This is a genomic window from Nitrospira sp., from assembly GCA_029194535.1.
Classification (GTDB): Bacteria; Nitrospirota; Nitrospiria; order Nitrospirales; family Nitrospiraceae; genus Nitrospira_C.
This window is the reverse complement of record JARFXR010000001.1, coordinates 394,584-419,946: the sequence shown is the minus strand read 5'-3', so window position 1 is coordinate 419,946 and position 25,363 is coordinate 394,584. Positions and strand designations below refer to the sequence as shown.

The 25,363-nt window shown below is 62.2% G+C and carries 26 protein-coding genes; 16 read left to right on the top strand and 10 right to left on the bottom strand.

Annotated features, from left to right (window positions below; translation table 11 throughout):
- The first annotated feature begins 73 nt into the window (after positions 1-73).
- The 3 genes from P0111_01970 to P0111_01960 all read left to right on the top strand — a co-directional run bounded on the left by P0111_01970 (position 74) and on the right by P0111_01960 (position 3,476).
- On the top strand, positions 74-2,392 hold the full coding sequence (locus P0111_01970; GenBank protein MDF0642772.1) for a 6-phosphofructokinase: 2,319 nt from the start codon (positions 74-76) through the stop codon (positions 2,390-2,392).
- Between the two features lie 77 nt (positions 2,393-2,469).
- Positions 2,470-2,925: a ribonuclease domain-containing protein gene (locus tag P0111_01965; protein MDF0642771.1), complete on the top strand. Its 456-nt coding sequence runs from the start codon at positions 2,470-2,472 to the stop codon at positions 2,923-2,925.
- Between the two features lie 5 nt (positions 2,926-2,930).
- Positions 2,931-3,476, top strand: coding sequence for a barstar family protein (locus P0111_01960; protein ID MDF0642770.1), 546 nt, complete (start codon positions 2,931-2,933; stop codon positions 3,474-3,476).
- A gap of 115 nt (positions 3,477-3,591) precedes the next feature.
- Here P0111_01960 and P0111_01955 read toward each other — a convergent pair whose 3' ends face one another.
- Positions 3,592-3,807 carry a hypothetical protein gene (locus P0111_01955; GenBank protein MDF0642769.1) on the bottom strand — a complete coding sequence of 72 codons (216 nt, stop codon included), beginning with the start codon at positions 3,805-3,807 and terminating at the stop codon, positions 3,592-3,594.
- Between the two features lie 258 nt (positions 3,808-4,065).
- On the opposite strand from P0111_01955, the gene hemL reads away from it, so the two are divergent.
- Complete coding sequence (gene hemL / locus P0111_01950; GenBank protein MDF0642768.1) at positions 4,066-5,349, top strand: glutamate-1-semialdehyde 2,1-aminomutase; 1,284 nt, start codon at positions 4,066-4,068, stop codon at positions 5,347-5,349.
- Positions 5,350-5,555: 206 nt separating this feature from the next.
- Here the strand turns inward: hemL and P0111_01945 are convergent, their stop codons facing one another.
- Positions 5,556-5,786, bottom strand: a complete 231-nt coding sequence (locus P0111_01945) for a hypothetical protein (protein MDF0642767.1) — start codon at positions 5,784-5,786, stop codon at positions 5,556-5,558.
- 1,018 nt (positions 5,787-6,804) lie between these two features.
- Between P0111_01945 and P0111_01940 the strand changes: the two genes are divergently transcribed.
- Positions 6,805-7,635 carry an amidohydrolase family protein gene (locus P0111_01940; protein ID MDF0642766.1) on the top strand — a complete coding sequence of 277 codons (831 nt, stop codon included), beginning with the start codon at positions 6,805-6,807 and terminating at the stop codon, positions 7,633-7,635.
- A gap of 146 nt (positions 7,636-7,781) precedes the next feature.
- On the opposite strand, the gene P0111_01935 is transcribed toward P0111_01940, so the two are convergent.
- On the bottom strand, positions 7,782-8,183 hold the full coding sequence (locus tag P0111_01935; GenBank protein MDF0642765.1) for a thioesterase family protein: 402 nt from the start codon (positions 8,181-8,183) through the stop codon (positions 7,782-7,784).
- Between the two features lie 21 nt (positions 8,184-8,204).
- Positions 8,205-9,464 (bottom strand): TIGR02710 family CRISPR-associated CARF protein, encoded by a 1,260-nt coding sequence (locus P0111_01930; protein ID MDF0642764.1) that lies wholly within the window; start codon positions 9,462-9,464, stop codon positions 8,205-8,207.
- A gap of 151 nt (positions 9,465-9,615) precedes the next feature.
- Here P0111_01930 and P0111_01925 point away from each other — a divergent pair, with 151 nt between their 5' ends.
- The 10 genes from P0111_01925 (at position 9,616) to P0111_01880 (ending at position 20,923) form a co-directional block, all read left to right on the top strand.
- A complete protein-coding gene (locus P0111_01925; protein MDF0642763.1) occupies positions 9,616-10,053 on the top strand; it encodes an NfeD family protein in 438 nt (145 codons plus the stop codon).
- Between the two features lie 42 nt (positions 10,054-10,095).
- Positions 10,096-11,034, top strand: a complete 939-nt coding sequence (locus tag P0111_01920; GenBank protein ID MDF0642762.1) for a paraslipin — start codon at positions 10,096-10,098, stop codon at positions 11,032-11,034.
- A 214-nt stretch (positions 11,035-11,248) separates the two neighbouring features.
- Positions 11,249-11,827, top strand: a complete 579-nt coding sequence (locus P0111_01915; GenBank protein MDF0642761.1) for a D-sedoheptulose 7-phosphate isomerase — start codon at positions 11,249-11,251, stop codon at positions 11,825-11,827.
- A complete protein-coding gene (locus tag P0111_01910; protein MDF0642760.1) occupies positions 11,811-12,803 on the top strand; it encodes a hypothetical protein in 993 nt (330 codons plus the stop codon). Before P0111_01915 ends, P0111_01910 begins: the two co-directional genes overlap by 17 nt.
- Before the next feature lie 6 nt (positions 12,804-12,809).
- The gene (locus tag P0111_01905; GenBank protein MDF0642759.1) at positions 12,810-13,445 is read left to right on the top strand and encodes a SprT-like domain-containing protein; all 636 of its coding nucleotides are present in this window, start codon (positions 12,810-12,812) and stop codon (positions 13,443-13,445) included.
- A 17-nt stretch (positions 13,446-13,462) separates the two neighbouring features.
- The gene (gene dinB, locus P0111_01900; protein MDF0642758.1) at positions 13,463-14,620 is read left to right on the top strand and encodes a DNA polymerase IV; all 1,158 of its coding nucleotides are present in this window, start codon (positions 13,463-13,465) and stop codon (positions 14,618-14,620) included.
- A gap of 33 nt (positions 14,621-14,653) precedes the next feature.
- Positions 14,654-15,145: a D-glycero-beta-D-manno-heptose 1-phosphate adenylyltransferase gene (gene rfaE2 / locus P0111_01895; protein MDF0642757.1), complete on the top strand. Its 492-nt coding sequence runs from the start codon at positions 14,654-14,656 to the stop codon at positions 15,143-15,145.
- A gap of 197 nt (positions 15,146-15,342) precedes the next feature.
- The gene (gene mfd, locus P0111_01890) at positions 15,343-18,801 is read left to right on the top strand and encodes a transcription-repair coupling factor (GenBank protein ID MDF0642756.1); all 3,459 of its coding nucleotides are present in this window, start codon (positions 15,343-15,345) and stop codon (positions 18,799-18,801) included.
- Positions 18,802-18,834: 33 nt separating this feature from the next.
- Entirely contained in the window at positions 18,835-19,737 is a 903-nt protein-coding gene (locus P0111_01885; GenBank protein MDF0642755.1) for a peptidylprolyl isomerase, read from the top strand.
- Positions 19,738-19,903: 166 nt separating this feature from the next.
- The gene (locus P0111_01880; GenBank protein MDF0642754.1) at positions 19,904-20,923 is read left to right on the top strand and encodes a peptidyl-prolyl cis-trans isomerase; all 1,020 of its coding nucleotides are present in this window, start codon (positions 19,904-19,906) and stop codon (positions 20,921-20,923) included.
- On the opposite strand, the gene yihA is transcribed toward P0111_01880, so the two are convergent.
- Complete coding sequence (yihA, locus tag P0111_01875; protein MDF0642753.1) at positions 20,847-21,467, bottom strand: ribosome biogenesis GTP-binding protein YihA/YsxC; 621 nt, start codon at positions 21,465-21,467, stop codon at positions 20,847-20,849. The genes P0111_01880 and yihA overlap by 77 nt on opposite strands.
- 39 nt (positions 21,468-21,506) lie before the next feature.
- On the opposite strand from yihA, the gene mtgA reads away from it, so the two are divergent.
- The gene (gene mtgA / locus P0111_01870) at positions 21,507-22,211 is read left to right on the top strand and encodes a monofunctional biosynthetic peptidoglycan transglycosylase (GenBank protein ID MDF0642752.1); all 705 of its coding nucleotides are present in this window, start codon (positions 21,507-21,509) and stop codon (positions 22,209-22,211) included.
- A gap of 120 nt (positions 22,212-22,331) precedes the next feature.
- Here the strand turns inward: mtgA and P0111_01865 are convergent, their stop codons facing one another.
- The 5 genes from P0111_01865 to P0111_01845 all read right to left on the bottom strand — a co-directional run bounded on the left by P0111_01865 (position 22,332) and on the right by P0111_01845 (position 25,357).
- Positions 22,332-22,769 carry a VOC family protein gene (locus P0111_01865; protein ID MDF0642751.1) on the bottom strand — a complete coding sequence of 146 codons (438 nt, stop codon included), beginning with the start codon at positions 22,767-22,769 and terminating at the stop codon, positions 22,332-22,334.
- Entirely contained in the window at positions 22,766-23,650 is an 885-nt protein-coding gene (locus P0111_01860; GenBank protein ID MDF0642750.1) for an isoaspartyl peptidase/L-asparaginase family protein, read from the bottom strand. Before P0111_01860 ends, P0111_01865 begins: the two co-directional genes overlap by 4 nt.
- Positions 23,647-24,213: a hypothetical protein gene (locus P0111_01855; protein MDF0642749.1), complete on the bottom strand. Its 567-nt coding sequence runs from the start codon at positions 24,211-24,213 to the stop codon at positions 23,647-23,649. Before P0111_01855 ends, P0111_01860 begins: the two co-directional genes overlap by 4 nt.
- Before the next feature lie 113 nt (positions 24,214-24,326).
- Positions 24,327-24,767, bottom strand: a complete 441-nt coding sequence (dtd, locus tag P0111_01850) for a D-aminoacyl-tRNA deacylase (GenBank protein MDF0642748.1) — start codon at positions 24,765-24,767, stop codon at positions 24,327-24,329.
- The gene (locus tag P0111_01845) at positions 24,764-25,357 is read right to left on the bottom strand and encodes a methylated-DNA--[protein]-cysteine S-methyltransferase (protein ID MDF0642747.1); all 594 of its coding nucleotides are present in this window, start codon (positions 25,355-25,357) and stop codon (positions 24,764-24,766) included. The genes dtd and P0111_01845 overlap by 4 nt, the downstream gene beginning before the upstream one ends.
- Between the last annotated feature and the right edge of the window lie 6 nt (positions 25,358-25,363).

Here is a 25,363-nt window from a genome sequence, read left to right as displayed (position 1 = left end):
ACGGGCCATTCTAACAAACGAGAATTCCAGCCGCAAAGATTCTTCCAGCCTGGCGCATGTACCTGGAGGCCCCATGGAGCAGCCAACCCGACGACTTGATTTCGTAACGATCGACGGGCTGTTGACATACGGAGAGCTCCTGGCGCGGCGGCAAGCGCACGAGGATCTGCTGCTCCCTACCCCACCTCCGCCGGCGACCGATCGACGCCGGTCGGCCGAGGCCGCCGTCGAAGCGGTCCGTTCGTTCGTTCACCGAGCCAAAATAGGATTCGAAGACGCCGCCGCCTACCGGGAGGCCAGACGGGCGCTTCTCGCAGGCCCTTGCGCGGGCGATCCGCTGGTGTTCTTCGCCGCCTGGAACACCTGTCTGGCATTGGGCGAGCTCCAGCCGCTGTTGCACGCGCCGATCCGAACGGTGTCCAAACCGATGCATCGCCGCCCCGTGGCCATCGTGCCCCGGGTCGATCTCACCCCCCAATTGGCCGAGGGCCGGATCGTCCTAGACCTGGGCGACGATCGATTCTGGCTGTTGCCCCGTGACCTTGCAGACCGGACCCTCTTGTTCACGATGCGCCATGGCGTTTCCCGCATCGAGAGCAAAACCCATCGGGTCGGGTGCCGCCTGATGAACCGACTTGACCCGGAACGGGGATTTTCCCGCGCGGACTCGGTCGGGGCCGCGTTGGCCCGCATGGTCGGCGTGGTGGCTCAGCAACTCGATTTTCTTCACCTGTCCAACTATCTCAACCCGCACACCTTTCTGCACTTCATCAGCCGCAGCCCCAACACCAAACAACTCTTCCACCGCGTCGTCGCTGCCCTCGTGCCGGACTCGGGATCAAGACCGGAGCCGGCGCTGGAGCCGGCGCTGGAGTCATCGGATTTCGGGTGGGTCACCGGGATGGAGAAAACGTTGGAGGCCGAGGAAGCGGCCAGAGCATTCGGCGTCGACGTGAAGAGCGCGAAGTCTCTGCTCAAGGATCCCCTCTATTGCTACCCGGGCGGCAACTCGTTCTTCGACCTGTACGTAGACGTGATCGACGGTCTCCATGGCGTCGGAGCCGCACACCCGGGCAAGGTCGCCTGCCTGTATACGCACAGCTCGACGCTCCGCGCGCTGATGATCTATTTGGATGCTCGGCCGTTCCACGAAGCCTTTACGGAGTTCAGCGACTATAAAGAGAGCCAGGACAACGTCGTGCTCCTGACCTTTGAACACGGACGGCTCTCTGGCTACTCTACGGCGGTCGGCCTCTCCGAGCGGGAGCGGATCGCGCGGGAGGCCTGGCAGACGGTCGAGCGGGAACGCAGAGATCACGTCACCCTCAAGCCTCGGCAGGTGAAGCGGCTCATCGCTCTCGTTTCGGGAGGAGACTTCGCCGGCGCCGGCGCCGCGCTCAAGGAATTGCGCGTGACCGGCAACCGGTTCGGGCTGGAGGTGCGTTTTGTCCGTCACGGGTTTCTCGGTCTCGCGAACAATTGGATCGAAGCCGTCACCGAACACGACACGCGGGGGATGAGCAGCCTGGCCAGCAGTCCCATCGGCAGCAGCCGGTTCGAAGATTTCAAGGACGAGCGGGTCCAACAGGCGGCGATGCGACACCTCGCCCCCTACGCCAACGACAGCGTCGTCGTCGTGCTGGGAGGCGACGGCAGCCTGCGAGGCGCGCGGGCCATTTACGAAAACTTCGGCGTGCAGGTTATCGGACTTCCGGGCACCATCGACAACAACATCGACGGCACCACCTCGCTCGGATTTCATTCAGCCGTGGCGCTCGCCAACCAGTCCATCGAGTCGCTCAAGGCCACGAGTTCGGCCATGGGCAGCATTTTCTTCGTCGAAGTGATGGGCGCCGGATCAGGACATTTGGCTCTGGCATGCGCCTATCAGGCGCGGGCGGAGGGTCTGTTGGTCAACGAGCACCCGGATCCGGACGCCTACATCGACGAGATCATCCTGGGAACGCTGAAGCGCACGCTGGGCGTCCCCAATAAGAGTCATCTGTTCGTGGTGGCGGAGCGCACGCCTCACCGCCATCACCGGGAAGGAGGCGTGCACGGTCTGGTCGACCACATCGCCGACACGATCGCGCAATGGCCGCAGCGACAGATAAAAGCCGGTCAATATCCGCTGACGCTTGCCACCAAGGCCACCATTCTCGGCCACACGCTCAGAGGCGCGCCGCCCACGCCTGAAGACAAGACCATCGCCCAACACCTGGCCTACGAAACCGTCAGACGGGTGGTGGAGGCGCCCGACACGATCGTGGGCTGTATGGTCGCCTATCGCGATCAGGCGACCCTCGACACCATTCCGCTCCACGCCGTATCACCCAAACCGTTCAATTGGGCGCTCTTTGCCCGGATGCACGGCAGCGAAACGACGGAGTGACCCTACCCGCTTCCGCGCTTCGTTGACCTCGATTCGGAGTGCATGATAGCGTCGGGTCTCTGTCGGGACGTCGGACGATGATGCGTCCACTCACACGAACCATCTGGTCGGGGTTGATCGGGCTCGCGCTGCTGCTCAGCGCGACGCTCGGGATGACCGGCCCCGTCGATCCGCAGACCCACCCGCCTGGGCTGACTTCCTCCGAGCTTCAGCCACCCCCAAGCAACGGTCCGACCTCGGAGACGGACGAGGCGACCTCGGCCCTCAGTCAGAAGACCGAGATCCCTCAAAAGGCGAAAGACCTCCTCCAGACGATTCGGGACCGTCAGGGCGTCCCGCCGCCCGGCTACGTGGGAGGACGTGCATTTCAGAACCGCGAACGTCGGCTCCCGCTCGGTCTATACCGAGAGTACGATGTCAACCCCAAGCGACAAGGCCGGCCGCGCGACGCGGAGCGGATCGTGATCGAAGAGAAGACCGGCCGGGCTTACTACACGGCCGACCATTATCGAACGTTCGTTCCTTTCAGGTAAGGCCCATGTCGCACCAGACGCCCCTCTCCTCCGTCATCCAGTCGCTGAAGGCACCCTGGGTCATGCTGCTCGTGCTCAACCCGGGAGATCACGTCGAGAGAATCTTCCATATCCCGGACGGGTTCAGTCTGCAGGTGCTCCGCGGAGCCAAGTGCCGCACGGGCGCCGGGTTGTTCCAGGAATTCGCCCGCACGTTGAAGTTTCCCGACTATTTCGGACACAACTGGGATGCCTTGGAGGAGTGCCTCGCGGATCTGGAATGGTTGCCCGCCAAAGGCTACGTGCTGGCCGTCACGGAAGCGGAGCAGGTGCTCACGCAGGAGGAAGAAGACTACAGCACGTTTCTCGAGGTGTTGAGCGACGCGGGTGAGGCCTGGGCGACAGGCCAGGCCGGCTCCGGATCTCGGCGGCCCTTTCATGTGATCCTGACCGTGTCCGAACCGCAGCGGCTCAAACGAGCGCACTGGGCGATCCCTGAGGTCGAGTTGGGTGCGGATGTACGGCGACGCCTGCCGAAGACAGTTCGAAAGCGTCCTTCCGCCGGAACATGAATCCGGTACCGCCGCCGGCAGTACACGCGGCACCGGACGCTCTGCGTAAGGTCGGATCGATGAAGGGATAGCTGGGGCAAAAGAGTACGCTTGATGGGGCAGCGGTTCCGGTCATTCACCGCCGCTTCCACCGGAAGAGTCCACGAGACAGCGGCCCGTCGGCTGCCGCGTCTCCGTCACGGGCACGGGACGCCCGCCATCTGGCCTGGACTTCATCGCGGTGTATCACGCAAATACCGTGTGTTTCCCGCACATCGTCGAAGGGAGGCTTCTCCCCCACCACATCGTTGTTCTTTCCCTCGTACCGGCACCAGGAACACACGACCTTCATATGCAGCGCCTTCCTCAGATCCTGTCTGTGGATAACGCAAGATCCAGACCGACGCCCAGTGTGCCCGACGAGTGCGGTATTTCCTAAGTAAATCGCAACCCGCGTGTGGAGACCATCGAGACACGACTGAATCAAAAATGAATCGCCTGTGGATCGAAGTCGCCAATTCTTTGGCATCCCCGACCACATTCGAGCGGGATCGAGGTCGTCAGCTTCCTTGACCGGTTCTCGCCGACCATGATAGGTTGCGCCCCCGCCATGAAAACGACGCGCTCAGCCAAACTCTTCGAACGGGCCCAGCAGTTGATCCCAGGCGGCGTCAACAGCCCAGTACGGGCCTTTCGCTCGGTCGGAGGCCAACCCCGTTTCATCAGTCGAGCGAAGGGGTCACGTCTCTATGACGTCGACGGTAACGCCTACATCGACTACGTATTGTCCTGGGGTCCGATGATCCTCGGGCACGCGGCGCCTTCGGTGGTCACAGCCCTCAGGAAGGCGGCCGGACGCGGGACGAGTTTCGGCGCACCAACCGAGTTGGAGGTCACGCTGGCCGCGATGATTCGGGAGGCGTTCCCCTCCATGGAAAAGATCCGGTTGGTGAGTTCAGGCACCGAGGCGGTGATGAGCGCGATTCGGGTCGCGCGCGGATTCACCAAGCGCGACACGATCCTGAAATTCGAGGGTTGCTACCACGGCCACAGCGACTATCTGCTCGCGAAAGCAGGGTCCGGCCTCGCCACGTTGGGCATCCCGGATTCACCCGGCGTCCCGGAAGACTTTGCCAAGCACACCGTCACCGCCCCTTATAACGACATCGGCGCGGTTCGCCGTCTGGTCGAGGAACATCGCGGCCGCCTCGCCTGCATCATTCTGGAGCCGATCGCCGGTAACATGGGCGTGGTGCCTCCCGCTCCGGACTTCCTGGCTGATCTGCGGAAACTGACGCTCGAGCACGACATGCTGCTGATTTTCGACGAAGTGATCACGGGATTTCGGGTCGCCTACGGCGGCGCACAGAACCTCTATGGAGTGACGCCCGACTTGACGGTGCTGGGAAAGATCATCGGCGGAGGGCTGCCGGTGGGCGCCTACGGAGGAAGGCGGGACATCATGGATCTTATCGCGCCTTCTGGGCCGGTCTATCAAGCCGGGACATTGTCGGGAAATCCGCTGGCCGTGACGGCTGGGATCGTCACGCTCACGAAACTCAAGGGCCGGGGCGTCTATACGGGGCTTGAAGCCCGAGCTGAGGCGGTCGCGACGGGAATGGGCGCTGCGGCCAAAAAGGCGGGCATTCCGCTCACGCAGACGCGGGCGGGCTCCATGCTGACTGCGTTCTTCACCCCAGGCCCGGTGACCGATTGGACGACGGTCAAGCGATCTGATACGCAGCGATACGGTCGGTTCTTCCACAAGATGCTCGAACAGGGCATTTATCTTGCGCCATCCCAATTCGAAGCCGCGTTTCTTTCCACCGCTCACACGTCAGCCGACATCGAGAAGACTGTCCGTGCGGCACAGTCAGCCTTCAAGAGCTTATAGCTGACAGCTTATGGCAGAAGCCGGAAGCCTTCGGCTGTATCTTCATTCATATCCGATCGCATCGCTTCTGATACAGCGTTGCAGAATGTTCAAAGGGGCTGTCAGCAAGGCCGCAGTGAGCGAAAGGCTGAGTCGTACTCTTTGCCGTACGTCGAAGCCTTGAGCGAAACGAGAACGAAGCTGGCAGACGCTTTCAACATTCTGCTCTACTCGTCGTCCTCGTCATCCGCATCCATGGCTTCCTGACGCTTCTGCTCTTCCATGGCGTTGTGCAACAACATGCGGATAAACATCGAATACAATGAACCTTTTTCCAGAGTCCCGCCCGGAGGGATCGCAATCTTGCCCTCCTTGATCATCTTATCCATCCATACCTTCTGATCCGGTGCGATCAGAATGGGAATCTCGACGAGTCCGACCCGGCCGAACATTTCCATGACGTGCCTCCGCGATGCGAGATCAAGAGCTTATGGCTGATGGCGTATGGCAGAAACCAAAAATGCCGCAACCAAATTTTTACGAATCCGAAGTTCGTACCATAAAGCTATACGCGACATGCTCTTGAAACTGTTGTGCGCTATTCCAGCATGCGGTTTTCTCGATTGTCAACCGTAACGCTGTGGCATGGACTGTGCGTACCCGCCGGCATCATGACGTACGATCGAATCACGTTCGGCGCGCTTATTGCCATGGGATTGATCCTCGCCGTTCCTCACCAGGGACCGGCACAACCATCGACCGCGCCGCCTTCATCCCTCTCCACCACCGCACTGACTGCGGAGCCGACGGAATCGGACCTTCGCCCGTCTTGCGACCTCTGCAGAAAGCCGGAACGACGATCGGGGAGCGATCTGCGGCCGCACCGACTCAAGCGAGACAAGGGGCCACATCCTCGAAAGCAATCGAGCCGCAGACACTCGTCGCCGGAGCAGGCTATGAAATCGACCTTGCCGCGCCGGACGTTCACTCCGAATGACGGGGTGAGGGAAGAACCGGAAACGAGCAGTGTGTTGTGCTCAAGCCGAAAATAGTTCCTCAGTCGAGGGCCGTCGCAGCGAGTCCTCGCGCGGCGACAGCCCCACCGTGCCCCTCCGCCTATCCTCTCGTGGAGAACTCCTTCCGCTGCGCGCTTCGGGTAGAGACCGCGTCTTGACGCGGTCGGGGCGGCAGGTAAGTGGGTAAGATGGGCGCCCGATTGCCGCACCACCCGCTGCGGCGCACACCCAGGTCGATGATTTTAAGAATTGGGGTTGACAAACCCTCTGATGACCATGCCAATAATTCACTGCCTAACAGCAGGCTGGAGCAGACCGCCTGCGGTTGGAATACGACTGGCTCTTGTTCTTGTCCGTCGGTCCTTCCGAAAGGAGCGGCTGACCGAGGACGATAAGGCCGTTGCGGCGCCGGTCCTGGCCGACTAAATTCGGAGAAAGTGAAGACTGCAGGATCCACCCAATGAGCCGTTTTTTTCTAACTTTTCCGCTTGTCCTGCTGCTTTGTACCGATGCGTCCGCACTGGCGACTGAGCTTCCGCTCTTTGACGCCCACATCCACTACAATCACGACGTCTGGGGATCGATTCCGCCGAGAGAAGCGATCGCGCGATTGCGCAAGGCCGGAGTCAGGCGCGCGCTCGTTTCAAGTTCCAGCGACGAGGGCACGCAGAAATTGCTGGCGGAAGCGCGCGACCTGATCGTTCCGGAGCTAAGACCGTACCGTCGGAACGGCGAGACCGGCAGCTGGTTTTTCGATGAGTCGGTGGTTGAGTATCTCCGGAAGCGCCTGAGCCTGCACTCCTACGTTGCAATCGGGGAGTTTCACGTGAGCGGCGAGAATGCCGAGCTACCGGTTGTCCGAGCCATCGTGCAACTCGCGAAGGACCACCGCCTGATGTTGCACGCGCATTCCGATGCCGACGCCGTGGAACGTCTGTTCCGGCAGGATTCCGGCGCTCGGATTCTGTGGGCCCACGGTGGTTATGAGAAGGTTTCGAGGATACGGGAGATGCTGCACCGCCACAGGAACTTGTGGGTCGAACTCTCGTCCCGCGACGATCTCGTCCTGAACGGCCGGCTTTCGACAGACTGGCGGACCATCCTGCTGGAGTTTTCTGATCGCTTCATGGTCGGCACCGACACCCACAGCCCCGAGCGCTGGAATCACGTCCGTTCGAATGCGGAATCGGCGCGGGCCTGGCTGGCCGAGTTGCCTACGGAGGTCGCCGAGCGCATTGCCTTCAAGAACGGCGAAGCTTGGCTCACGGCCGGATTCTCCGATCGGCGCTGACGCGGATAGGTGTCTCCTGTCTTGATGAGCGTCCCGCGATTACTTTTTTTTCTTGTCGGATGGATTTTCTGAGAACAGCAGCCAGCCGAGCACGATGAAGCCGATCACCACACCTCCAATGGCCAGCCAGGTCCCGATTTTATCCATCAGCCGTTCCCTTTCGTACCGGACTGTAGCGCGGCGACGAGCGTCTTGTCGAGGCGTTTCACCTTGCCGTTCAGATCAACGGTGACGAGTTTGGCTGAACCCTCCACCACAATACGATGACTGGTCCGCTCACGGATCACGTGGGTGAATGTGAGCGAGGCGTTTCCGATCGCGGCTAGTTTGGTCGTGATCGTCAACGTCTCACCGTAGCGGGCCGGCGAGCGATAATCGAGTTCGGCGTGCACGGCGAGGAACTTCGTGCCTTCAGTCACCAACCCTGCTACCGACACTCCTCGTTCCTCAAGAAATTGCGTCCGCGCCCGTTCGAAATACTTGAGATAATTCGCGTAGTAGACGACGCCCCCGCAATCGGTGTCCTCATAGTAGATGCGGATGTCCATACGTATCTTGTGAGATATGCGTCACGGGAGATGTAGCTTTGGAAATTGAGGGAGCGATGACTCGGCCACACCCGCTAACTTGATCACAGCCTCGTACAGCTGCTGCACCCGCTCGGCCTTCACCGCTTCGAATCCGTGGCCGAGCACCGCATGGTTCGCTGCATCAAGCAGCGGCTTCATGGCCGGCCACTCTTTGAGGAACGCCTGTCCGGATTGATCGCCCAGTCCGGCGAGTGCGCGGAATTGTGCCTGCAGCGGCAGCTTGTACTTCCCGTCGATGTCCTCCAGGTAACAGGTCCGGCAGATGTGGCGAAGCGCCTCCGGCAACTGCTCCGGCTGAAGGTCCCAGGTTCTGATCCTGTACTGTTTGAAGAGTTGTCGCTGCGCGAAAGCTTCGAGGGCCCTCAGGAGCGACTGCATCGCCGCCTCAGGGTCCTGCGCCACGCGGAGCCTGCGACCTGCATGAGCCAGCAAGTCCAGAGCAAGGGCCTCTTTCACCTCAGCCGGGTCGAGCACGAGCTTCTCGAGAAACCCCGAATTGGCTTTGATCGCCGGCAGGCATGCCTTCACTTCGGCCGGGCCGCCGAACAGGGTCGCCATCTCCAGCGCCTTGATCGAGGCTTTCAGCTTCTCCCAGGCCTGACGATGCTGAAACCGCTCCCACAAATCATAGCCGTCGGCCAGGTCGACGAGCGCGCGATACAACGGTTTCAGCCCCCCGCTCACCCGATGCTCGATTTGACGAAAGATCACGGCAGCCGCAGTCATGGCGCCGCGATTGAACAGGGCACATCCTTCTCGCCTCATGCCCCTGGCAGCCTCGTCCCAGGGATTGGCCTGGACCCATTGCCGCTCGATCCCGTCGAGCGTGACCGTCTCCCCGTCCCGTCCCTCGTGCGCGCCGATGATGGAGACCACCCGGGACGCATGCGGCATGGCCGCCAGCGTCAAGCCCGCCGCCATCGCGGTCGTGGCGCCCGACAGGTCCACCACGAGCGTCCCCGGTTCGACCCCCCAGGTTTCGAGCAGTGTCGGCAGCGATCGGGCGATCGTTACGTAACAGGCCGGGAAACTCTCGACATCGGGCACGACGATCCAGTCCCAGCGTCGCGGGATCTGGGACAACCTGGGCTGCAGATCATGTTCGACCAACGGTTTCGCCGATTCGGGAAGGACGAAGCAGGCGGCGTCAGGTCGCAAACGGTTGAGAGAATAGACCGCGCTCGCAACCTCCTTCGTCAGGGCCACGACCAATGCTTGAACCGGCTGTTCTTGTGCCATCGCGCGCGGACTATAGCATCGGTCCGGACGGTGATCAATTGACACGAGCAGCGCCCCACTTCCGCTTGACGACATCCCGCAACACGCTTAGACTTCGCGGCGACGCGCAGCATCCTCTCTCCGCATCGCGTCCCCCTCGGAAGGCTTCCCGATGGTCTGGTGGTACTGGATGGTGTTGGGTTTGGCGCTGCTCGGAGCCGAAATGGCGACGCCGGGCGGATTCTACATTCTCTTTTTCGGCCTGGCCGCCTTGATCGTCGGCACCGCGGCCGGAACCGGGATCGTCCAGACCGACTGGATCCAATGGCTGCTGTTTTCCCTCGTGGCCGTGGGGTCTCTCTTGGGCTTCCGGGGCCCGCTCCTGGCGAAGTTGAGTCCTCACGGACCGCGCGGCGAGCCGGACATCGATTCGATGGTCGGAGAAACCGCCATTCCGCTCGAGCCGCTGGCGACCGGGGAGACAGGAAAAGCGGAACTGCGGGGGACGACATGGACGGCCAAGAACGTGGGCTCCGAGCCGCTCCGCAAAGGCCAGCGGGGCAAAGTGACCCGCGTCGAAGGATTGACGATCTGGATCACCAACGAATAGCCGCTCCACTTATTAATTATTACCTTGGGGTGAGGAGGTCGCATGGCATCGGGAACTCTCGTCGTGCTCATTCTGGCGTTGCTCGTCCTCTACGTGATCGCCAAGACGGCGGTGGTCGTGCCCCAGCAGAGCGCCTACGTGGTGGAGCGGCTGGGCAAGTATTCCGCCACTCTGAACGCCGGGTTTCACATCCTGCTCCCGTTCATCGACACCATCCGATACAGGCATTCGTTGAAGGAAGTCGCCATCGACATTCCCGAGCAGGTCTGCATCACCCGCGACAACGTGCAAGTCTCCGTGGACGGCGTGCTCTATCTCAAAGTGTTGAACCCGGAGCGGGCGTCCTACGGGATCAGCGATTATCACTTTGCGCTCTCGCAGCTCGCTCAGACGACGCTCCGCAGTGAAATCGGAAAGATCGAACTCGATCGTACGTTCGAAGAGCGGACGAATATCAACACCCAGGTCGTCAATGAACTGGACAAGGCCTCCGAGCCCTGGGGGGTGAAAGTGTTGCGCTACGAGATCAAGAACATCACGCCGCCCAAGGACGTGCTCAACGCGATGGAAAAGCAGATGCGCGCCGAGCGCGAGAAGCGCGCCCTGATTCTGACCTCCGAGGGCGAGCGCGACGCCGCCATCAACCAGGCCGAAGGGGGAAAGCAGCAAGTCATCAAGGCGTCGGAGGCGAGGAAGCAGCAGCAGATCAACGAAGCGGAAGGCGCGGCGGCTGCAATCCTCGCCATCGCGCAGGCGACCGCGGAGGGGCTGCACAAGGTCGCCGACACCATTCGCATTCCCGGAGGCCAGGAAGCGGTGCAACTGCGGGTCGCCGAACAGTACATAGCCAAGTTCGGCGAGTTGGCGAAAGCGGGCACGACGCTCGTGCTCCCAGCCAGCGTGTCCGACGTCGGCTCCATGATCGCCCTGGCGATGAGCGCCGTCCGCCAGACCCCGGGGCCGCCGCACGCCAAGTCGTAACGCCGGCGGTAGTGGGTCAGCTTCCTTGTGTCATGCTCGCGAAAGCGGGCATCCACTCCTCGATCAAGACGAACAGCTGGGGGAAAGTCCTCGACTGGATTCCCGCTTCCGCGGGAATGACTAACTTCAGTGCGTCTGGATGGCAAACTGACCCGCTACCCTGCCGCCGCGCGCGTTTGACAGGACGGTTGCCCGACCCCTAGAATCGCGCGCGATGAAAGATGTGGTACTCAACGCGTTCGCGGAAAGCGCGGCCGTCAAACAACAATTCGTGCGCGAGCAGGCCGACCGAATCGTGCGCGTGGCGGAACTGACGGCGTCCGCCCTCGCAAAGGGACATAAGGTATTGCTCTTCGGCAACGGAGGCAGCGCCACCGACGCGGCCCATATCGCCGCCGAATTCGTGGGCCGCTACCGGCGAGAGCGCGCCCCGCTGCCGGCGATCGCCTTGGCGACCGACATCGCCGCCATCACTTGCATCGCCAACGACTACGGATACGACGAGCTGTTCGCGCGCCAGATTCGCGCCCACGGCAGGCCGGGCGACATCGCGATTGCGATCAGCACCAGCGGCAACTCTCCCAATGTCCTGAAGGGTGCGGAGGCCGCCAAGGCGTGCGGGCTCACCACCATCGCCTGGACCGGCGGAAACGGCGGCAAGCTGGCCGGCGTCGTGGAATTTCCCTTCGTAGTCCCGTCAACCGTCACCGCCCGCATCCAGGAATGCCATATCACGATGGGCCACGTGATATGTGAATTGATCGAGGACCATCTCCTTGGCAAAGTCTCCTGACCGGAAGGTCCCGCTTCGCGCGGCTCGCGCGTTGATCCCGCCGATCAATGTATCGGACTTGAAGACGTATCCCCTGAAAAAGCGCCACAGCAAGGTGCGCGTGTCCGATTTCGCCAAACCGTGGCGTCGAGGAGACAGCTTCGCCCGATTCTACCGGTCCTTGCCGGACATCCTCGGCGTGAAGACACTTCGAGCCGTGGCTGCCTCGGTCGCCGCGGCCCATCGTAGGCGCAGGCCCGTGATCGTGGGTATCGGCGCCCACGTCGTCAAGGTTGGACTGACGCCCATCTTCGTGGACCTCATGAACCGCGGCATCGTGTCGGCCGTGGCCATGAACGGGGCCGGCATCATTCACGACTTCGAGCTGGCGCTCATGGGCCACACGTCGGAGGAGGTGGACGCCGAGATCGACCAAGGCCGTTTCGGCATGGCCGAAGAAACCGGCCGCATGCTCAACGAGGCGATCGTTCAGGGCGCGCAAGAGCGGCGCGGACTCGGCGAGGCCGTGGGACGGTATATCGATCGCTCCCGCGGCGTGTTTCAAAACCACGAGACGAGCATCCTGGCGGCCGGCGTGAGACTCGGTATCCCGGTGACCGTGCACGTCGCGGTCGGGACCGACATCATTCACATGCATCCATCGGCCGACGGCGCGGCGATCGGCGCCACGTCCCTGTTCGATTTTCGACGGCTGACGGCCGTGGTTTCGGGGATGGAAGGCGGGGTCTATCTCAACATGGGCTCGGCCGTGGTCCTACCGGAAGTCTTCCTCAAGACCGTGTCGCTCGCGCGGAACCTCGGCCATGCCCTAACGCAGATCACTACCGTCAACATGGACTTCCTGTCGCACTACCGTCCCTTGACCAACGTCGTGCGCCGACCCACGCAGAAGGGCGGCCGAGGCTATGCGCTCATCGGTCATCATGAAATCATGGTGCCGCTGCTCGCGGCGGCCATTTACGAAGAACTGGGGTAATTCATCATGGCTTCTTCCCCCACGCCTCCTCTGACGCGGGACGAGCTTGCCGCGATCTGGTTCGACCTCAATGTGCGATATTTCGACGGGGCCCTGCCTCCCATCGATTTGGTCTGGAGCCGGCGGCTCACCTCCTCGATCGGCATGTTCGTGAGCCGCGGCGGACCCAGATCGTCGTGGAGCGAGACGGCGGCCTCCAAGCAGCCACGCAGGGAAATCCGGCTGTCCCTGCCGCTCCTCACGCCGCTGCTGGCCCGATCGCCGCACGGCTTCAACGAGCTGCTGAGCACGGTAGCCCATGAGATGATCCATCAATGGCAATACGACATCCTCAAGCGACGCCCCAGTCATGGCCCCGACTTCCTGCGGAAGATGACCGAGTTGAACCGCGACGGCTCTCTCGCCATCACCCTGTACCATTCGCTGCAACAGGAGGTTCTCGCCTTGGCGCGCTTCGCCTGGCGCTGCCGGCAATGCGGTCGCATCTATCGCCGCCAACGGCGGACGATACAACCGCGCCGCCACCATTGCGGCAGTTGCCGGGGCGCGCTGCAGGAGCTGGGCACCGTACGCCGGGTCCGGGCCGCCAGCGGCGCGGCTCCCGCGTCCACGAAACGCGCGCAGCTCTCCTTGCCTTTCTAGCGGTAGCGGAGTCTCCCATGCGATGGCCGCGGCAGATTTTCTTCGGCGACGTGGACGCCATGTTCGCCTCCGCCGCGATCCTCAAGGACCCTGAGCTATCCGGCAAGCCGGTGGCTGTCGGCGGACCGGCCCCCAGAGGCATCATCGCCGCCGCCAGTTATGCGGCACGGGCATTCGGCGTCCGTTCCGCCATGCCGACAGTCACGGCGATCCGTCTCTGTCCCCATCTCGTTGTGGTGCCTCCCGATCGTCCGCTCTACCGTGAGCTCCACGACCGAATGCAGCGCGTCACCGAGCGCCTCTTTCCCACGGTGGAGTGGAGCAGCATCGACGAATTCTACGTCGACACGACGGACCTTCAACGCCTGCACCCCGATCCTGCGGCATTGGGCCGGCAGATCAAGCAGGTCATCTTCGATGACACCGGCCTCTGCTGCACGGTCGGAGCGGCCACCGGCAAGGTGACGGCCAAGATCGCGGCGGACTCGGCCAAACCCGACGGCCTTTTCATCGTCCTTCCGGGGTCCGAAGCGGGGTTTTTGGCAGATCGGCCGCTCCGAGCGCTGCCGGGCGTCGGTCCCAAGACCGAGGAGCGGCTGCAGGTCATCGGACTGCGCAGGATCGCCGATCTGCTGGATCCGCGATGGCACGCCTCGCTTCGCTCGCTGTTCGGCTCACGGTTCCATTGGGTGCAGGAACTCGCACAGGGCATCGATCACGAGCCGGTCATGCCGGACCGGGAGTCGAAGAGCCTGAGCCATGAGACGACGTTCGAGCAGGACACCGGGGACCGGGCCTATATCGAGCGCGTGCTGCGCGGTTTCCTGACCACCCTCGCGCGAGAACTGCGGCAGGAGGCCTTGGCGGCAGCCTCCGTGACCGTCAAGCTCAAGGACGCGCGGTTCGCCGTGACGACGAAGCACCGCCGGTTCCCCCGCCCGCTCAACTACGATCCCGACATGTGGCTCACCATCAGAGGCGCGCTGAACGAACTGATGAAACCCGGAGGCGTCTATCGTTTGGCCGGGCTGGCCGTGACCTCGCTGATTCCTGCGCCATCGGGCCTCTTCGACGGCCGCCGCAGTAGGGCCATCGAAGCGATGGATGCCATCATTGCCCGGCATGGAGCGGGCGTGATGGGACTGGGCGGGGTCACCCGATCCGACGATGAATAACCAAGCCGGTTCCATCCGGGAGACGGAGCCGGTATGATGGACTCCATGTCGCCCACGAAAGTGCTGACCGCACGCGAACTGGTTCCCATCCTGCAGCGCGCCCGCGCCGAGAACAAGCGTATCGTCTTCACGAACGGCTGCTTCGACCTCATGCACATCGGCCACACCCGCTATCTGGCGTCGGCCAAGCAGCTCGGGGACCTGTTGGTCGTCGGCGTCAACAGCGACGAGTCCGTGCGCGCGTTGAAGAAAGCACCCGGGCGTCCGGTGGTCCGGGACGCGCAACGGGCCGAAGTCCTGGCCGCCCTGGAGTCGGTCGACTATGTGGTCATCTTCAGCGAACCGGACCCGCTGAATCTGATCACGGCGGTGCAACCAGACATCCTGGTCAAAGGCGGTGACTGGGCGCTCGATCGCATCATCGGCCGCGACGTTGTGGAGCGACACGGCGGAGTGGTGAAAACCATTCCGCTGGTTCCCGGCGCCTCGACAACCTCACTCATTGAGCGGATCCGCTCCAGTTAACTAAACGGTCTGGACCACGAAACCGCCGAGCTGCATGATCTGCGAACGCCAAGCCGACTCATCATCGCGAGAGGACCGACCCATCAAATCTCGCCGATCTTGCCGGGTTCGCTCCGGTTCCACTCCGGCCCCCTACAGACCCAGGAACATGACCCCGCCGTTTCAGCAGCGGTCCTGACGATCGAGGAATCAGAACCTTGTCGAATCCGTCCATATCCTCAGCCGCTCAATGGATCACCCCGGTCGCGACGGCCTTAGCCGGTCTCCAGGGCCGCGCCTGCTTGACCGGTCTACACGGCTCGGCATCGGGGTTCGCCTTGACGGAGCTGTTGCAGTCCGGAGCCGGCTCGCTTTCCGGCAAGCCGTGGTTGATCGTCGCCGGCACCGATGAGGCCGCCGAGCGTCTCTACGACGATCTCCTGTTTTTTCACCGGCTGACCGGTCGTGCGACCGACTCGCTCACGCTCTTTCCCCGATGGGAAACCTTGCCCTATGAAGCGACCGCACCCCACGTCGGGTTGGTCGCTCGCCGTATGAACGCGCTTCACCGGATCCACGGCGCATCAGCCGCGCGGGTCGTGACCTCGGTCGCCGCATTGATTCAGCGTCTGATGCCGGTGGAGACCTTCGTCCACTCGCTGCTCCGGCTCGACGTCGGCGGGTCCATCGAACGCGACGCTCTGACGGGGGGATTGTTGCGGCTGGGCTACCGGCGGGTGTCCGTGGTGGAAATTCCCGGTGAATTCAGCATTCGCGGCGGCATCATCGACATCTTCTCCACCGCCTACGGCGATCCGTTGCGCGCGGAGTTCCTCGGCGAGACCATCGACTCGCTGCGCCTCTTCGATCCGTCCACCCAGAAATCGACCCGGAAGCTGGATCGTGCCGTCGTCCTGCCGGCGCGTGAATATGTGCGGCTTGATGCGGCAGCCGAGGCCCTCGCTCCGATTCAGGCCGATGCGGAGTGGCGTGCGCCGGATCTCTATCCCCGCATGGATACGCTCTCCGATTATTTTTCCGCATCGCCGCTGTTGGTCCTGGATCAGCCCGCCGTCCTGGCGCGTTCCGCCGCCGACCTCTGGGAGCGGATCGACGACGGATACCTGCGCAACAGCGAACGCGAAACCTCGTCCCCCTATCCCTCGCCGGAACGATTGTTCCTGACTTGGCAGGACGTGATCGCAGCCATGACGGACTGGTCCCAACTCGCGTTGGAACCGCTGGCGGCGGGCGATCCGTCGTGGGATCCGGTTCAGGCGTTTCCGGCACAACTCCCGGCCAGCGCCGGGCTCGGCGTGCGGGGCACCTCGTTCACCCAAACCCTGACCATCTTGGATCGCCTTCGCGAGGCTTGCCGGGTGGCGCTCGTCGCGAGGAGTCGCGGCCAAGTGGAACGTCTCCTAGCTCTGCTGCGCGAGCACGATGTCCCAGCCGTCGAATGGACCGCCGCACAGTGGAGAGGGGCCGGCCAGGCCAAAGCGCCGTTCTACGTCCTGCAAGGAGACCTCTCGGCCGGACTCCTCTCCCCGGAACTGCGACTGACCGTCTTGACGGAAGAGGAACTATTCGCCAAGGGAACGCGCCATAAGCCGCAGGCCAAGAGCAAAGCCGCAACCTTCCTTTCGTCGCTCGAAGATCTCAACGTGGGCGACTATGTCGTGCACGTCCAGCACGGTATCGCCAAGTACCATGGGCTCAAACGTCTGACGGTCACGGAGTTCGACAGTGATTATCTGATCCTGGAGTTTTTCGGCGGAGACAAGCTCTACGTGCCGCTCGACCGGCTCAATCAGGTGCAGCGCTACAGCGGCGCCGATGGACACGTGCCCCGGCTGGACCGCTTGGGCGGTGCGGCCTGGGCCAAGACCACGGCGCGCGTCAAGAAGGACATCGAGGAAATGGCTCAAGACCTGATCGACCTGTATGCCAATCGGGAGCTCGCCACGCGCCATGCCTACGGATCGGACAGCACGCTGTACCATGAATTCCAGGCGGCGTTCGAATTTGAAGAGACGCCCGATCAGCTCAAGGCGATCGAAGACATCACCCGCGATATGGAATCGAGCAGGCCGATGGATCGGCTGGTCTGCGGCGATGTCGGCTACGGCAAGACCGAGGTGGCCATGCGGGCGGCGTTCAAGGCCGTGGAGGACAATCGTCAGGTGGCCGTGTTGGTGCCGACGACGCTCTTGGCGCATCAGCACTATGACAATTTCGCGGAGCGATTCGCCCCCTTCCCGACCAAGGTGGCATTGCTGTCACGATTCCAGTCTCCCAAGGAATCCAAGACCATCTTGAAAGACGTGGCGGCGGGCATCGTCGACGTGGTCATCGGCACCCATCGCCTCTTGCAGAGGGATGTGACGTTCAGGAACCTCGGCTTGGTCATCATCGACGAAGAGCAATGGTTCGGCGTCAAACACAAGGAACGGCTCAAAACGCTGCGCACACAGGTGGACGTCCTGACGCTCACCGCCACGCCGATTCCTCGGACCCTGCAAATGGCCATGGCCAGCGTGCGCGACCTGTCGATCATCGACACGCCGCCGGCCGGCCGGCTGTCGATCCGCACGCAAGTCGTCCGCGGCAGCGACAAGCTGATCCGTGAAGCCATCCTCCGCGAGTTGGGACGCGGCGGGCAGGTCTATTTCGTCCACAATCGCGTCGAGACCATGGAGCGAACCGGAGCCTGGCTGCAACAGATCGTCCCGGAAGCGCGCATCGTCATGGCCCACGGTCAGATGGATGCCAAGCCGCTGGAAGCCGTGATGCTGAAGTTCTTCCACCGGGAGGCGGACGTACTGATCGCCTCAGCGATCATTCAATCGGGATTGGACGTGCCGAACGCCAATACCATCATCGTCAATCGGGCCGATACGTTCGGCCTGGCGCAACTCTATCAGCTGCGCGGACGAGTCGGGCGCGGCGGGGATCAGGCCTATGCCTATTTTTTGATTCCCGATGAAGGCACCTTGACCGGCGACGCCCAGAAGCGGTTGATCGCCATTCAGCAGTTCACAGAGCTGGGATCCGGTTTTCGCATCGCCGCGGCCGATCTCGAGATCAGAGGCGCTGGAAACCTGCTCGGCAAGCAACAGTCCGGCCATATCGCCGCCATCGGTCTCGACCTCTATATGCAGATGGTCGAGCAGGCGGTGCAGCGGCTCAAAGGCCTCGTCGTGGAAGAGGAGCCCGATCCCACGCTTCGCTTGAATGTGTCCGCCTACATTCCCGAAGAGTATATCGTGGATCCACACCAGCGCTTGTCGTTCTACAAGCGGCTCTCCTCCTGCCAGCAGGTGGGCGAGTTGGCCTTGCTTCATGGAGAGCTCCAGGATCGCTATGGACTTCCCGCTGATCCCGTCGAGCGGCTGTTCGAAGTCATGCAGATCCGCCTCCACGCCAAGCTGCTGCGCCTCGACTCGATCGAACTGAAGGCCCAGTCGGTCGTGGTGGTCTGGGGGGCGAAGAGCCGGATCAGCCCGCCGGCCGTCCGGCAGCTGATGGATCGGTACATGAACCGCGTCCGTTTTCTCTCGCCGACGTCCTTCGAACTCCAAATGTCGCACCAGGACTGGCCTTCCATCTTTCGAGAACTCGCCGCAATGTTGCAAAGCCTGGAAGTCTGTGATACCACCACTTCAACGAAGGTATGATTCTCAACGACGCAGCGAGGGGTTCATCCACGCATGGTTTCCCGATCCAATCGTTCCGCCGGTCCGTTCGTATCCCCGTTTGACCACCGATTGCGCCTGGCGTGCGGCGGCCTGTTGTTGCTGCTGGCGAGTTGCACTCCGCCGCCCTCTGAGGAGCGGATCGTGGCCTTCGTCAATGGAAGACCGATCTCGCAGATGGAGTTCGAAGCCGAATGGAGCGAACTCCCGGAGGCGACCCGCGCGCGATATGAGAAAGAAGGAGGCAAGTCGCGCCTACTCAGCGAAGTGATTACTCGGGAACTCTTGCTGCAAGAGGCACGCAGGCAGGGCCTGGATCAAAATGATCAGATCAGGGACCGGGCCCGCCGGTACAAGGAACGGTTGATGCTGGACGAGCTGCTGAAAGACCGCATCAAGACCAAGATCGAACTCACCAAGGAAGAATTGGACGCCTACTATGACAAGCACGCGCGCCAACTCCTGACCCCATTGAAAATGCGGGTGGCCGTGATGCTGCTCCCGAACTATCCCGCCGCGAAGGATCTCGAGAAGCAAGTGAATTTAGGCGGCGATTTCGGCAAGTTCGCTCAACGCTACTCAATCGACGCCAAGACCAAAGCCAACGGCGGGGACCTGGGGCCCTATCGCAAGGATCTGGTTTCGCCGGAAGTCGACGAAGTCATTCATCAGCTGAAACCGGGCATGACGAGCGCTCCGATCAAGACCGAAGCCGGCTATTATCTCGTCAGGATTACGGCGCTCGACCCCGAGATCATCCAGGCGGATTTGGCGACCAGGGAACGCCTCCGGCAAGAACTGTTGAACGAAAAACGCCAGAAGCGTTTTGACGATGTCATCGCCGACATTCGCGCCAAGGCGGTCGTCAAGATCGCCGATGTCTCCCGATTCGGCGCCGGCGATTTGGCCAACCGCTGACGTACGCCGATATCCTTCGCCGTCTCCGCGCCATTAGGAGGGCTTCCCGGTCTATCGGACCGCCCTTCCTCATTCAGGTCCGTCTCCTGTAGAATCGATGGATTATGGGTCGGGATCACCCGCCTCGTCGGCCGTATAAAACCAGACCATTGTCCTTTCCTACGTGATGACCCGTCCGACATCGTTGATCATCTGGCTCGTCGCAGGCGCCGCATGCGGCGCGCTGGCCTTGCTGCCTCATCGGCCTCCCGCGGAGGCGGCCCATGTCGAAGACCGCATCGTCGCCATCGTCAATTCCGACCTCATCATGCTGTCGGATATGAACCGCGAGCTCAAGCCGGAGAAAGAGCGTATCCAGAAGCAGTTCCGGGGAGCGGAGCTGATCCGGCAACTCTCGATCGCTGAATCCATGACGCTGACTGCCATGATCGAACGTCGCCTGCAACTGCAGGAGGCCAAAGCCCGTTCGGTCGAAGTCACCGACCAGGAAGTGAAACAGGCGGTCCATCAGCTCAAGCAGCAAGGCGAGAAACTGGACGATAAGGACCCCGCCAATATGAAGGCGGTTCGGGAGCAGTTGACGCTCCTCAAGGTGGTGGATCGGGAGGTCCGCAGCGGCGTGATGGTCGCGGATCCCGAAATGAGACGCTATTACAACGAACATCGCGACCGCTTTTCGCTCCCGGAAGAATATACGCTCAGCCAGATTCTCATCCGGCCCCGCTCATCCGGAGACCTGTCGGATGCGACCGAGAAGGCACAAGCCGTGGTGAATCTGCTGAAGCAAGGCGAGTCCTTTGAAGATCTCGCGCTCCGCTATTCGGACGGAGCCAACGCCTCCCGCGGCGGCCGGTTGGGTCTTGTGCGCCAGGGAGAGTTGCTGCCGGCGATCGAGCGAGGCGTCTCGAAGTTGGTGCCGGGCGGGATTTCCGAGGTGATTCAGTCTCCCGAGGGATTGCACATCGTCCGATTGGACGACAAGAAGCCCAAGCAGTTTCGCCCGTATGATGAAGTGCGGTTGGAAATTCAGTCCCTCGTGTATCAACAGAAGGGCGAGGACATGTTCCAGAGCTGGCTGGCGGACCTGAAAAACAAAGCCTATATCGAGATCAAATTCGAGTCTGCTCCCTCAGCACCGCCCAGAGGCGATCCCTCCCCTCGCCCGTTGTCGACGAATACGCGATGACCGGCGTGCGGTCATCGAGACCGAGTTCCGTCTCCAACCGCCGCAGACCGGCGACCCGCTCGCTCGGCTTGAGCTTATCCACCTTCGTTGCCACAACGATCGGACGATGGCCGGTGGACAGGAGCCATTCGATCGTCTGCCGATCCTGAGCGGCAGGAACTCGGCTCTCCACGAGGAGCACGACGATCCGCAACTCCTCCCGGCCGTTCAGGTACGCTTCAATCAACGGACCCCATTGTGCTCGGAGCGACTTCGAGACCTTGGCGTACCCATATCCCGGCAGGTCGACCACCAGAAATCGGGAGAGCTGCGCGTCGCCGGTGACTATGGAAAATACGTTGACGGCCCTGGTCTTGCCGGGCGTTCGGCTGACCCTCGCCAAGCTTTTCCGTTGAAGGAGGGAGTTGATCAGCGAGGACTTTCCGACGTTCGAGCGTCCGACGAAGGCGATCTCCGGCAGACCACCGCTCGGAAACTGTTCGGGTTGGACGCAACTTCTGATAAACTCGGCCGTTAGAATCTTCATCTTGTCCACCATCGTCATAGGCAGCCTCCGGTGCGGAAGTCAACACCACGTCGACGGATGCCGCTGATCGCGGGTCTGCTCCTGTGCGGCGCGATCGGCTTGGCGGCGTTCGGACTCTTTTTGCTGGCCGCCATGCCCGACGTGTCCGCCCTCCGCACGACGAATCCGACGCTCACCGCCCTGATTGAGGCTCGGCAAGCTCAGGCCAAGGAGGAGGGTCGTTCCGTCGGACGCCACTGGATCTGGGTACCCCTCTCTCGCATCTCGCCGTATCTCCGCCAAGCCGTCATCGCGGCGGAGGACGCGTCGTTCTTCTCGCACGAGGGATTCGATTGGGAAGGCCTGAAGGACGCCGCCCTGTACGATCTGGAGAAGGGCGAGCTGAAACGCGGGGGCAGTACGATCACCCAACAGCTGGCCAAGAACCTCTACCTCTCCTCCGAGCGTTCTCTCCTTCGGAAGGCTCACGAGGCATTGATCACGCGTTCCCTCGAACAACATCTCTCCAAAGACCGGATTCTCGAGCTGTATCTGAATGTGGCGGAATGGGGAAGGGGGGTCTACGGAGCCGAGGCCGCGGCCCGTCACCATTTCATGAAGACGGCGAGTGACCTGTCCGCCGACGAAGCGGCTTGGCTCGCCGCCATGCTGCCTGCGCCGCGTCGATACGATCCGCTCAGAAAGACCACAGTCCTGACCCGTCGTCATGAGCGCATCTTGCGGCGCATGACCAAGGTCTCGACTCGGCCGCTCACGCGATAGGGCCTCGACCAGCTGACACGCAGCTCTCAGCCGCCCCGCAGCCTCCACGGCACGATCAGCCGCATCGGTGAAGATCAGGTATGGCGCCGATGGAAACGCTAAGAAAAGGACTGCAGTGGGCTACCGAGGCTCGTGCGCATCCCCGACTTCCGGCACGTCCCGTTCGCCGAAGATGGCGGATTCATGCGTGTAGTACTTGAACTCCAGCAGATTGTCCGAGGGATCTTGGAGAAAATAGGTGTGGTGTTCGATCCTGGTTCCCGGAAATCGCACCCGGGGCTGCTGGTAGAACGAGAGTCCTCGGGACCTGGCTCGATCCGCAAATTCCTGCCACTGCGCCTTCGACAGAAAGACCAGGCCGAAATGCCGTGGATAGATACCCCGCTGCGGCTGTGGCGCATCCACCACATGAGCCACGAGCTGATGGCCGGCCAGCCCGAACGTCATGGCCCGCTCTGATTCGCGGCCCAGCGTACAGCCCAGCCCGTCGATATAGAACCGCTTCGCGGCCTGACGGTCGTGAACGGGAAAGGCCAGATGAAACAGGACTTGGTTCATGCCCATCGATCCTTCACAACCGGCCGGCTTGTGCCGCCCCACCACCCGGCGGCCATTCGAGGGGTGACATGGGCGATGGCCCACCGCCCGTCCGGCGCCACAATCAACATACCACCCGCTCCATGAATCCGCGAGACCAATTGGTCCAATATCCGGCGGGCGGCCGCCGTCGGACTTTCGCCCTCGGCCAGCCGCTCACAGACGGTCCCTGCCACGGCGAGACGGATGATGCCCTCGCCGATTCCCGTCATCGACACTCCACCGGACCGATTGTCGGCGTACACACCGCAACCGATTAACGGGGTATCACCTACCCGGCCAGGTAACATGCGCTCAATGCCGCCGGTCGAGGCTCCGGCTGACACCGTACCGGTTCGGTCCAACGCGACGGCCCCGACCGTCCCGTGTCGCTCGCCCGTCGCAAGTTCGCGGGCAAGCAGGCGACCATACGACAGCCGGGGATGCGCCCGCGTCCGGGGAAGCCGTTGCAGCTTGAAATGACGCGCGAACTTCGTGGCCGACGGACCGACCAACAATACATGATCCGTTTCCTCCATGACCAACCTGGCCGCGGTGACCGGGTGGACAATACCCTCGACGGACGCAACGGCGCCTGCCCGCAAGCTCTTTCCCTCCATGATGGATGCATCCATCCGGCGCACCCCGTCGAGCTGCCGATAGGCTCCCCGACCGGCGTTGAACGCACCGCTCTCCTCTAAGATGCCGATCGCACATTCCACGGCGACCATGGACGGTCCTCCCCGTTTGAGGATCTCATATCCCGATTTGAGGGCCAGCCTCAGACTGTCGGCTTGTTGAGGAGTCATCGGACGACGTCCCGCGCCGCCGTGGACGAGGAGAAGAGGACGAGGACGTGTCAATTGAGCAGCAGGTCCCGGGCGTGACAATAGGCGGGATCACGCAGTCGATCCAGATCGGAGCGCACGAACCCCAGTCCCGTCACGCAGAGCTCAAAGTTCTCGGAGAGCTTTCTGAACGGCGGCGGCTCGTCGGGACCTCGATCGCGAGCCATTTCTGCTACAATGCCATAGGAGCGCTTTCCCGCCTTAACGTAATCCACAAGGAAGTCCTGATGATAGATCAGACCAGCGGTTTTCAAGCGACGCAGGTACTCAGGAAAGAGTCCCGCCATGAACAGAGTGAAGTCCCCGATATGTTGATGGACGTCCCGTTCTCGCTCTAAGGACTGCGCCCCGTACAGCACCTCAGACTCATACAGGAGCTCGACCACGGTATCGAGGGGTTTGCCCTGCTGGTCGCGAACCTTGTACAGCTGATCCGTGCTTGCGAAATCGACCAGGAGGTTGGACAGGTAGGCGGTCACGTTCAGGTCGGGCCAGCCCAAGTGCTCCGTGAAGCTCTTCTCGGTCAACGCCCCGAAAAGCTGCCGAAGCGGATGTCGAGGAGGAACCTGTGTTCCCATCGCGCCCTCCCTGCTAAGGCCTTCTTGGCCTAGTATAACAGAGTGGGCCCCTATCGCACCCTGTTTGCTTCATGCGACGGGCGAAGTCATCCCGGGAAGGTGTCGTCACCCGGTCAACGAGTCTCCAACACGAAAGTCACAGGCCCGTCGTTGACCGAATCCACGGCCATATGGGCCGCGAACACCCCTGTCTCCACCGGTACCCCTCGCGCCCGCAGTTCGTCGATGACGTACTCATACAGACGCTTCGCTTCCGCGGGCGGCGCCGCCGCCTCGAAGCTCGGACGGCGGCCGTTTCTGGTGTTGCCCAACAGCGTGAATTGGGAGACGAGGAGTATCGAGCCTCCGGTATCCGTCAGGGATCGATTCATCTTCCCCTGATCGTCGGAAAATATCCGCAGCGTGCGTAGCTTCTCGGCCAGCGAGCGACCGTCGGCTTCCGTATCTCCATCTGCCACTCCCAGAAGGACCAACAGCCCATCGCGAATTCGTCCCTCGATCTGTCCGTTCACTTCCACCTGTGCTCGTACGACCCGTTGGACGACGGCTTTCATCGCGGCGCAGAGGAGAGGCTGGAGGCCGTGGGTGTGCTTCTATCCCCCCCGCCGCCAACCTTGTGCCTCGAACCTCCTGCCCGCGCAAGCTGTGACAACGACCCCTCGAGAGCCAGCAGCTTCCGTTTCGTCGGCAGCCCGCCTGAAAATCCCCCGATCGAACCGTCCTGCGCGACAATCCGATGGCACGGCACGACGATCGGCAAGGGATTGGAGCCGACGGCACCGCCGACCGCCCTGGCGTATTGCTTCCCACCGACTCGAGCCGCCAGGTTCTGATACGACGACAGCGTGCCGTACGGAACGGATTGCAGAGTCCGCCACACTCGTCGCTGGAACGCCGTTCCATCTGAAAGATCCAGCGGGAACGTAAAGGATGTCCGTTTGCCGGCCATATACTCGATCAACTGTTTCTTTGCAGCACGGAGTCGAGGAGACGAGGACTGCTCGCCTAGCTTGCTCGATCCCAAGGTCGATTGCACCGCGAGCTTCGACGGCTTCGACAACACGATCGAGGCGATCCCGGCCGGTGATTCCGCCAGCCCCATCCAGCCCCACCGAGACTTGAAGATCAATGTGCGGGTGTTCATAACTCC

What these genes read in the sequence shown, in the direction of transcription:
- rfaE2 (MDF0642757.1), top strand. Translation starts at nt 14,654, where the DNA reads ATGATGGACTCCATGTCGCCCACGAAAGTGCTGACCGCACGCGAACTG.
- P0111_01885 (MDF0642755.1), top strand. Translation starts at nt 18,835, where the DNA reads ATGGTTTCCCGATCCAATCGTTCCGCCGGTCCGTTCGTATCCCCGTTT.
- P0111_01935 (MDF0642765.1), bottom strand. Translation starts at nt 8,183, where the DNA reads ATGGACATCCGCATCTACTATGAGGACACCGATTGCGGGGGCGTCGTC.
- P0111_01915 (MDF0642761.1), top strand. Translation starts at nt 11,249, where the DNA reads ATGAAAGATGTGGTACTCAACGCGTTCGCGGAAAGCGCGGCCGTCAAA.
- P0111_01965 (MDF0642771.1), top strand. Translation starts at nt 2,470, where the DNA reads ATGATGCGTCCACTCACACGAACCATCTGGTCGGGGTTGATCGGGCTC.
- P0111_01955 (MDF0642769.1), bottom strand. Translation starts at nt 3,807, where the DNA reads ATGAAGGTCGTGTGTTCCTGGTGCCGGTACGAGGGAAAGAACAACGAT.
- dtd (MDF0642748.1), bottom strand. Translation starts at nt 24,767, where the DNA reads ATGAAAGCCGTCGTCCAACGGGTCGTACGAGCACAGGTGGAAGTGAAC.
- P0111_01940 (MDF0642766.1), top strand. Translation starts at nt 6,805, where the DNA reads ATGAGCCGTTTTTTTCTAACTTTTCCGCTTGTCCTGCTGCTTTGTACC.
- P0111_01920 (MDF0642762.1), top strand. Translation starts at nt 10,096, where the DNA reads ATGGCATCGGGAACTCTCGTCGTGCTCATTCTGGCGTTGCTCGTCCTC.
- P0111_01970 (MDF0642772.1), top strand. Translation starts at nt 74, where the DNA reads ATGGAGCAGCCAACCCGACGACTTGATTTCGTAACGATCGACGGGCTG.
- P0111_01880 (MDF0642754.1), top strand. Translation starts at nt 19,904, where the DNA reads ATGACCCGTCCGACATCGTTGATCATCTGGCTCGTCGCAGGCGCCGCA.
- dinB (MDF0642758.1), top strand. Translation starts at nt 13,463, where the DNA reads ATGCGATGGCCGCGGCAGATTTTCTTCGGCGACGTGGACGCCATGTTC.
- P0111_01905 (MDF0642759.1), top strand. Translation starts at nt 12,810, where the DNA reads ATGGCTTCTTCCCCCACGCCTCCTCTGACGCGGGACGAGCTTGCCGCG.
- mtgA (MDF0642752.1), top strand. Translation starts at nt 21,507, where the DNA reads ATGCCGCTGATCGCGGGTCTGCTCCTGTGCGGCGCGATCGGCTTGGCG.
- P0111_01960 (MDF0642770.1), top strand. Translation starts at nt 2,931, where the DNA reads ATGTCGCACCAGACGCCCCTCTCCTCCGTCATCCAGTCGCTGAAGGCA.
- P0111_01930 (MDF0642764.1), bottom strand. Translation starts at nt 9,464, where the DNA reads ATGGCACAAGAACAGCCGGTTCAAGCATTGGTCGTGGCCCTGACGAAG.
- P0111_01855 (MDF0642749.1), bottom strand. Translation starts at nt 24,213, where the DNA reads ATGGGAACACAGGTTCCTCCTCGACATCCGCTTCGGCAGCTTTTCGGG.
- yihA (MDF0642753.1), bottom strand. Translation starts at nt 21,467, where the DNA reads ATGACGATGGTGGACAAGATGAAGATTCTAACGGCCGAGTTTATCAGA.
- P0111_01845 (MDF0642747.1), bottom strand. Translation starts at nt 25,357, where the DNA reads ATGAACACCCGCACATTGATCTTCAAGTCTCGGTGGGGCTGGATGGGG.
- P0111_01925 (MDF0642763.1), top strand. Translation starts at nt 9,616, where the DNA reads ATGGTCTGGTGGTACTGGATGGTGTTGGGTTTGGCGCTGCTCGGAGCC.
- P0111_01945 (MDF0642767.1), bottom strand. Translation starts at nt 5,786, where the DNA reads ATGGAAATGTTCGGCCGGGTCGGACTCGTCGAGATTCCCATTCTGATC.
- P0111_01865 (MDF0642751.1), bottom strand. Translation starts at nt 22,769, where the DNA reads ATGAACCAAGTCCTGTTTCATCTGGCCTTTCCCGTTCACGACCGTCAG.
- hemL (MDF0642768.1), top strand. Translation starts at nt 4,066, where the DNA reads ATGAAAACGACGCGCTCAGCCAAACTCTTCGAACGGGCCCAGCAGTTG.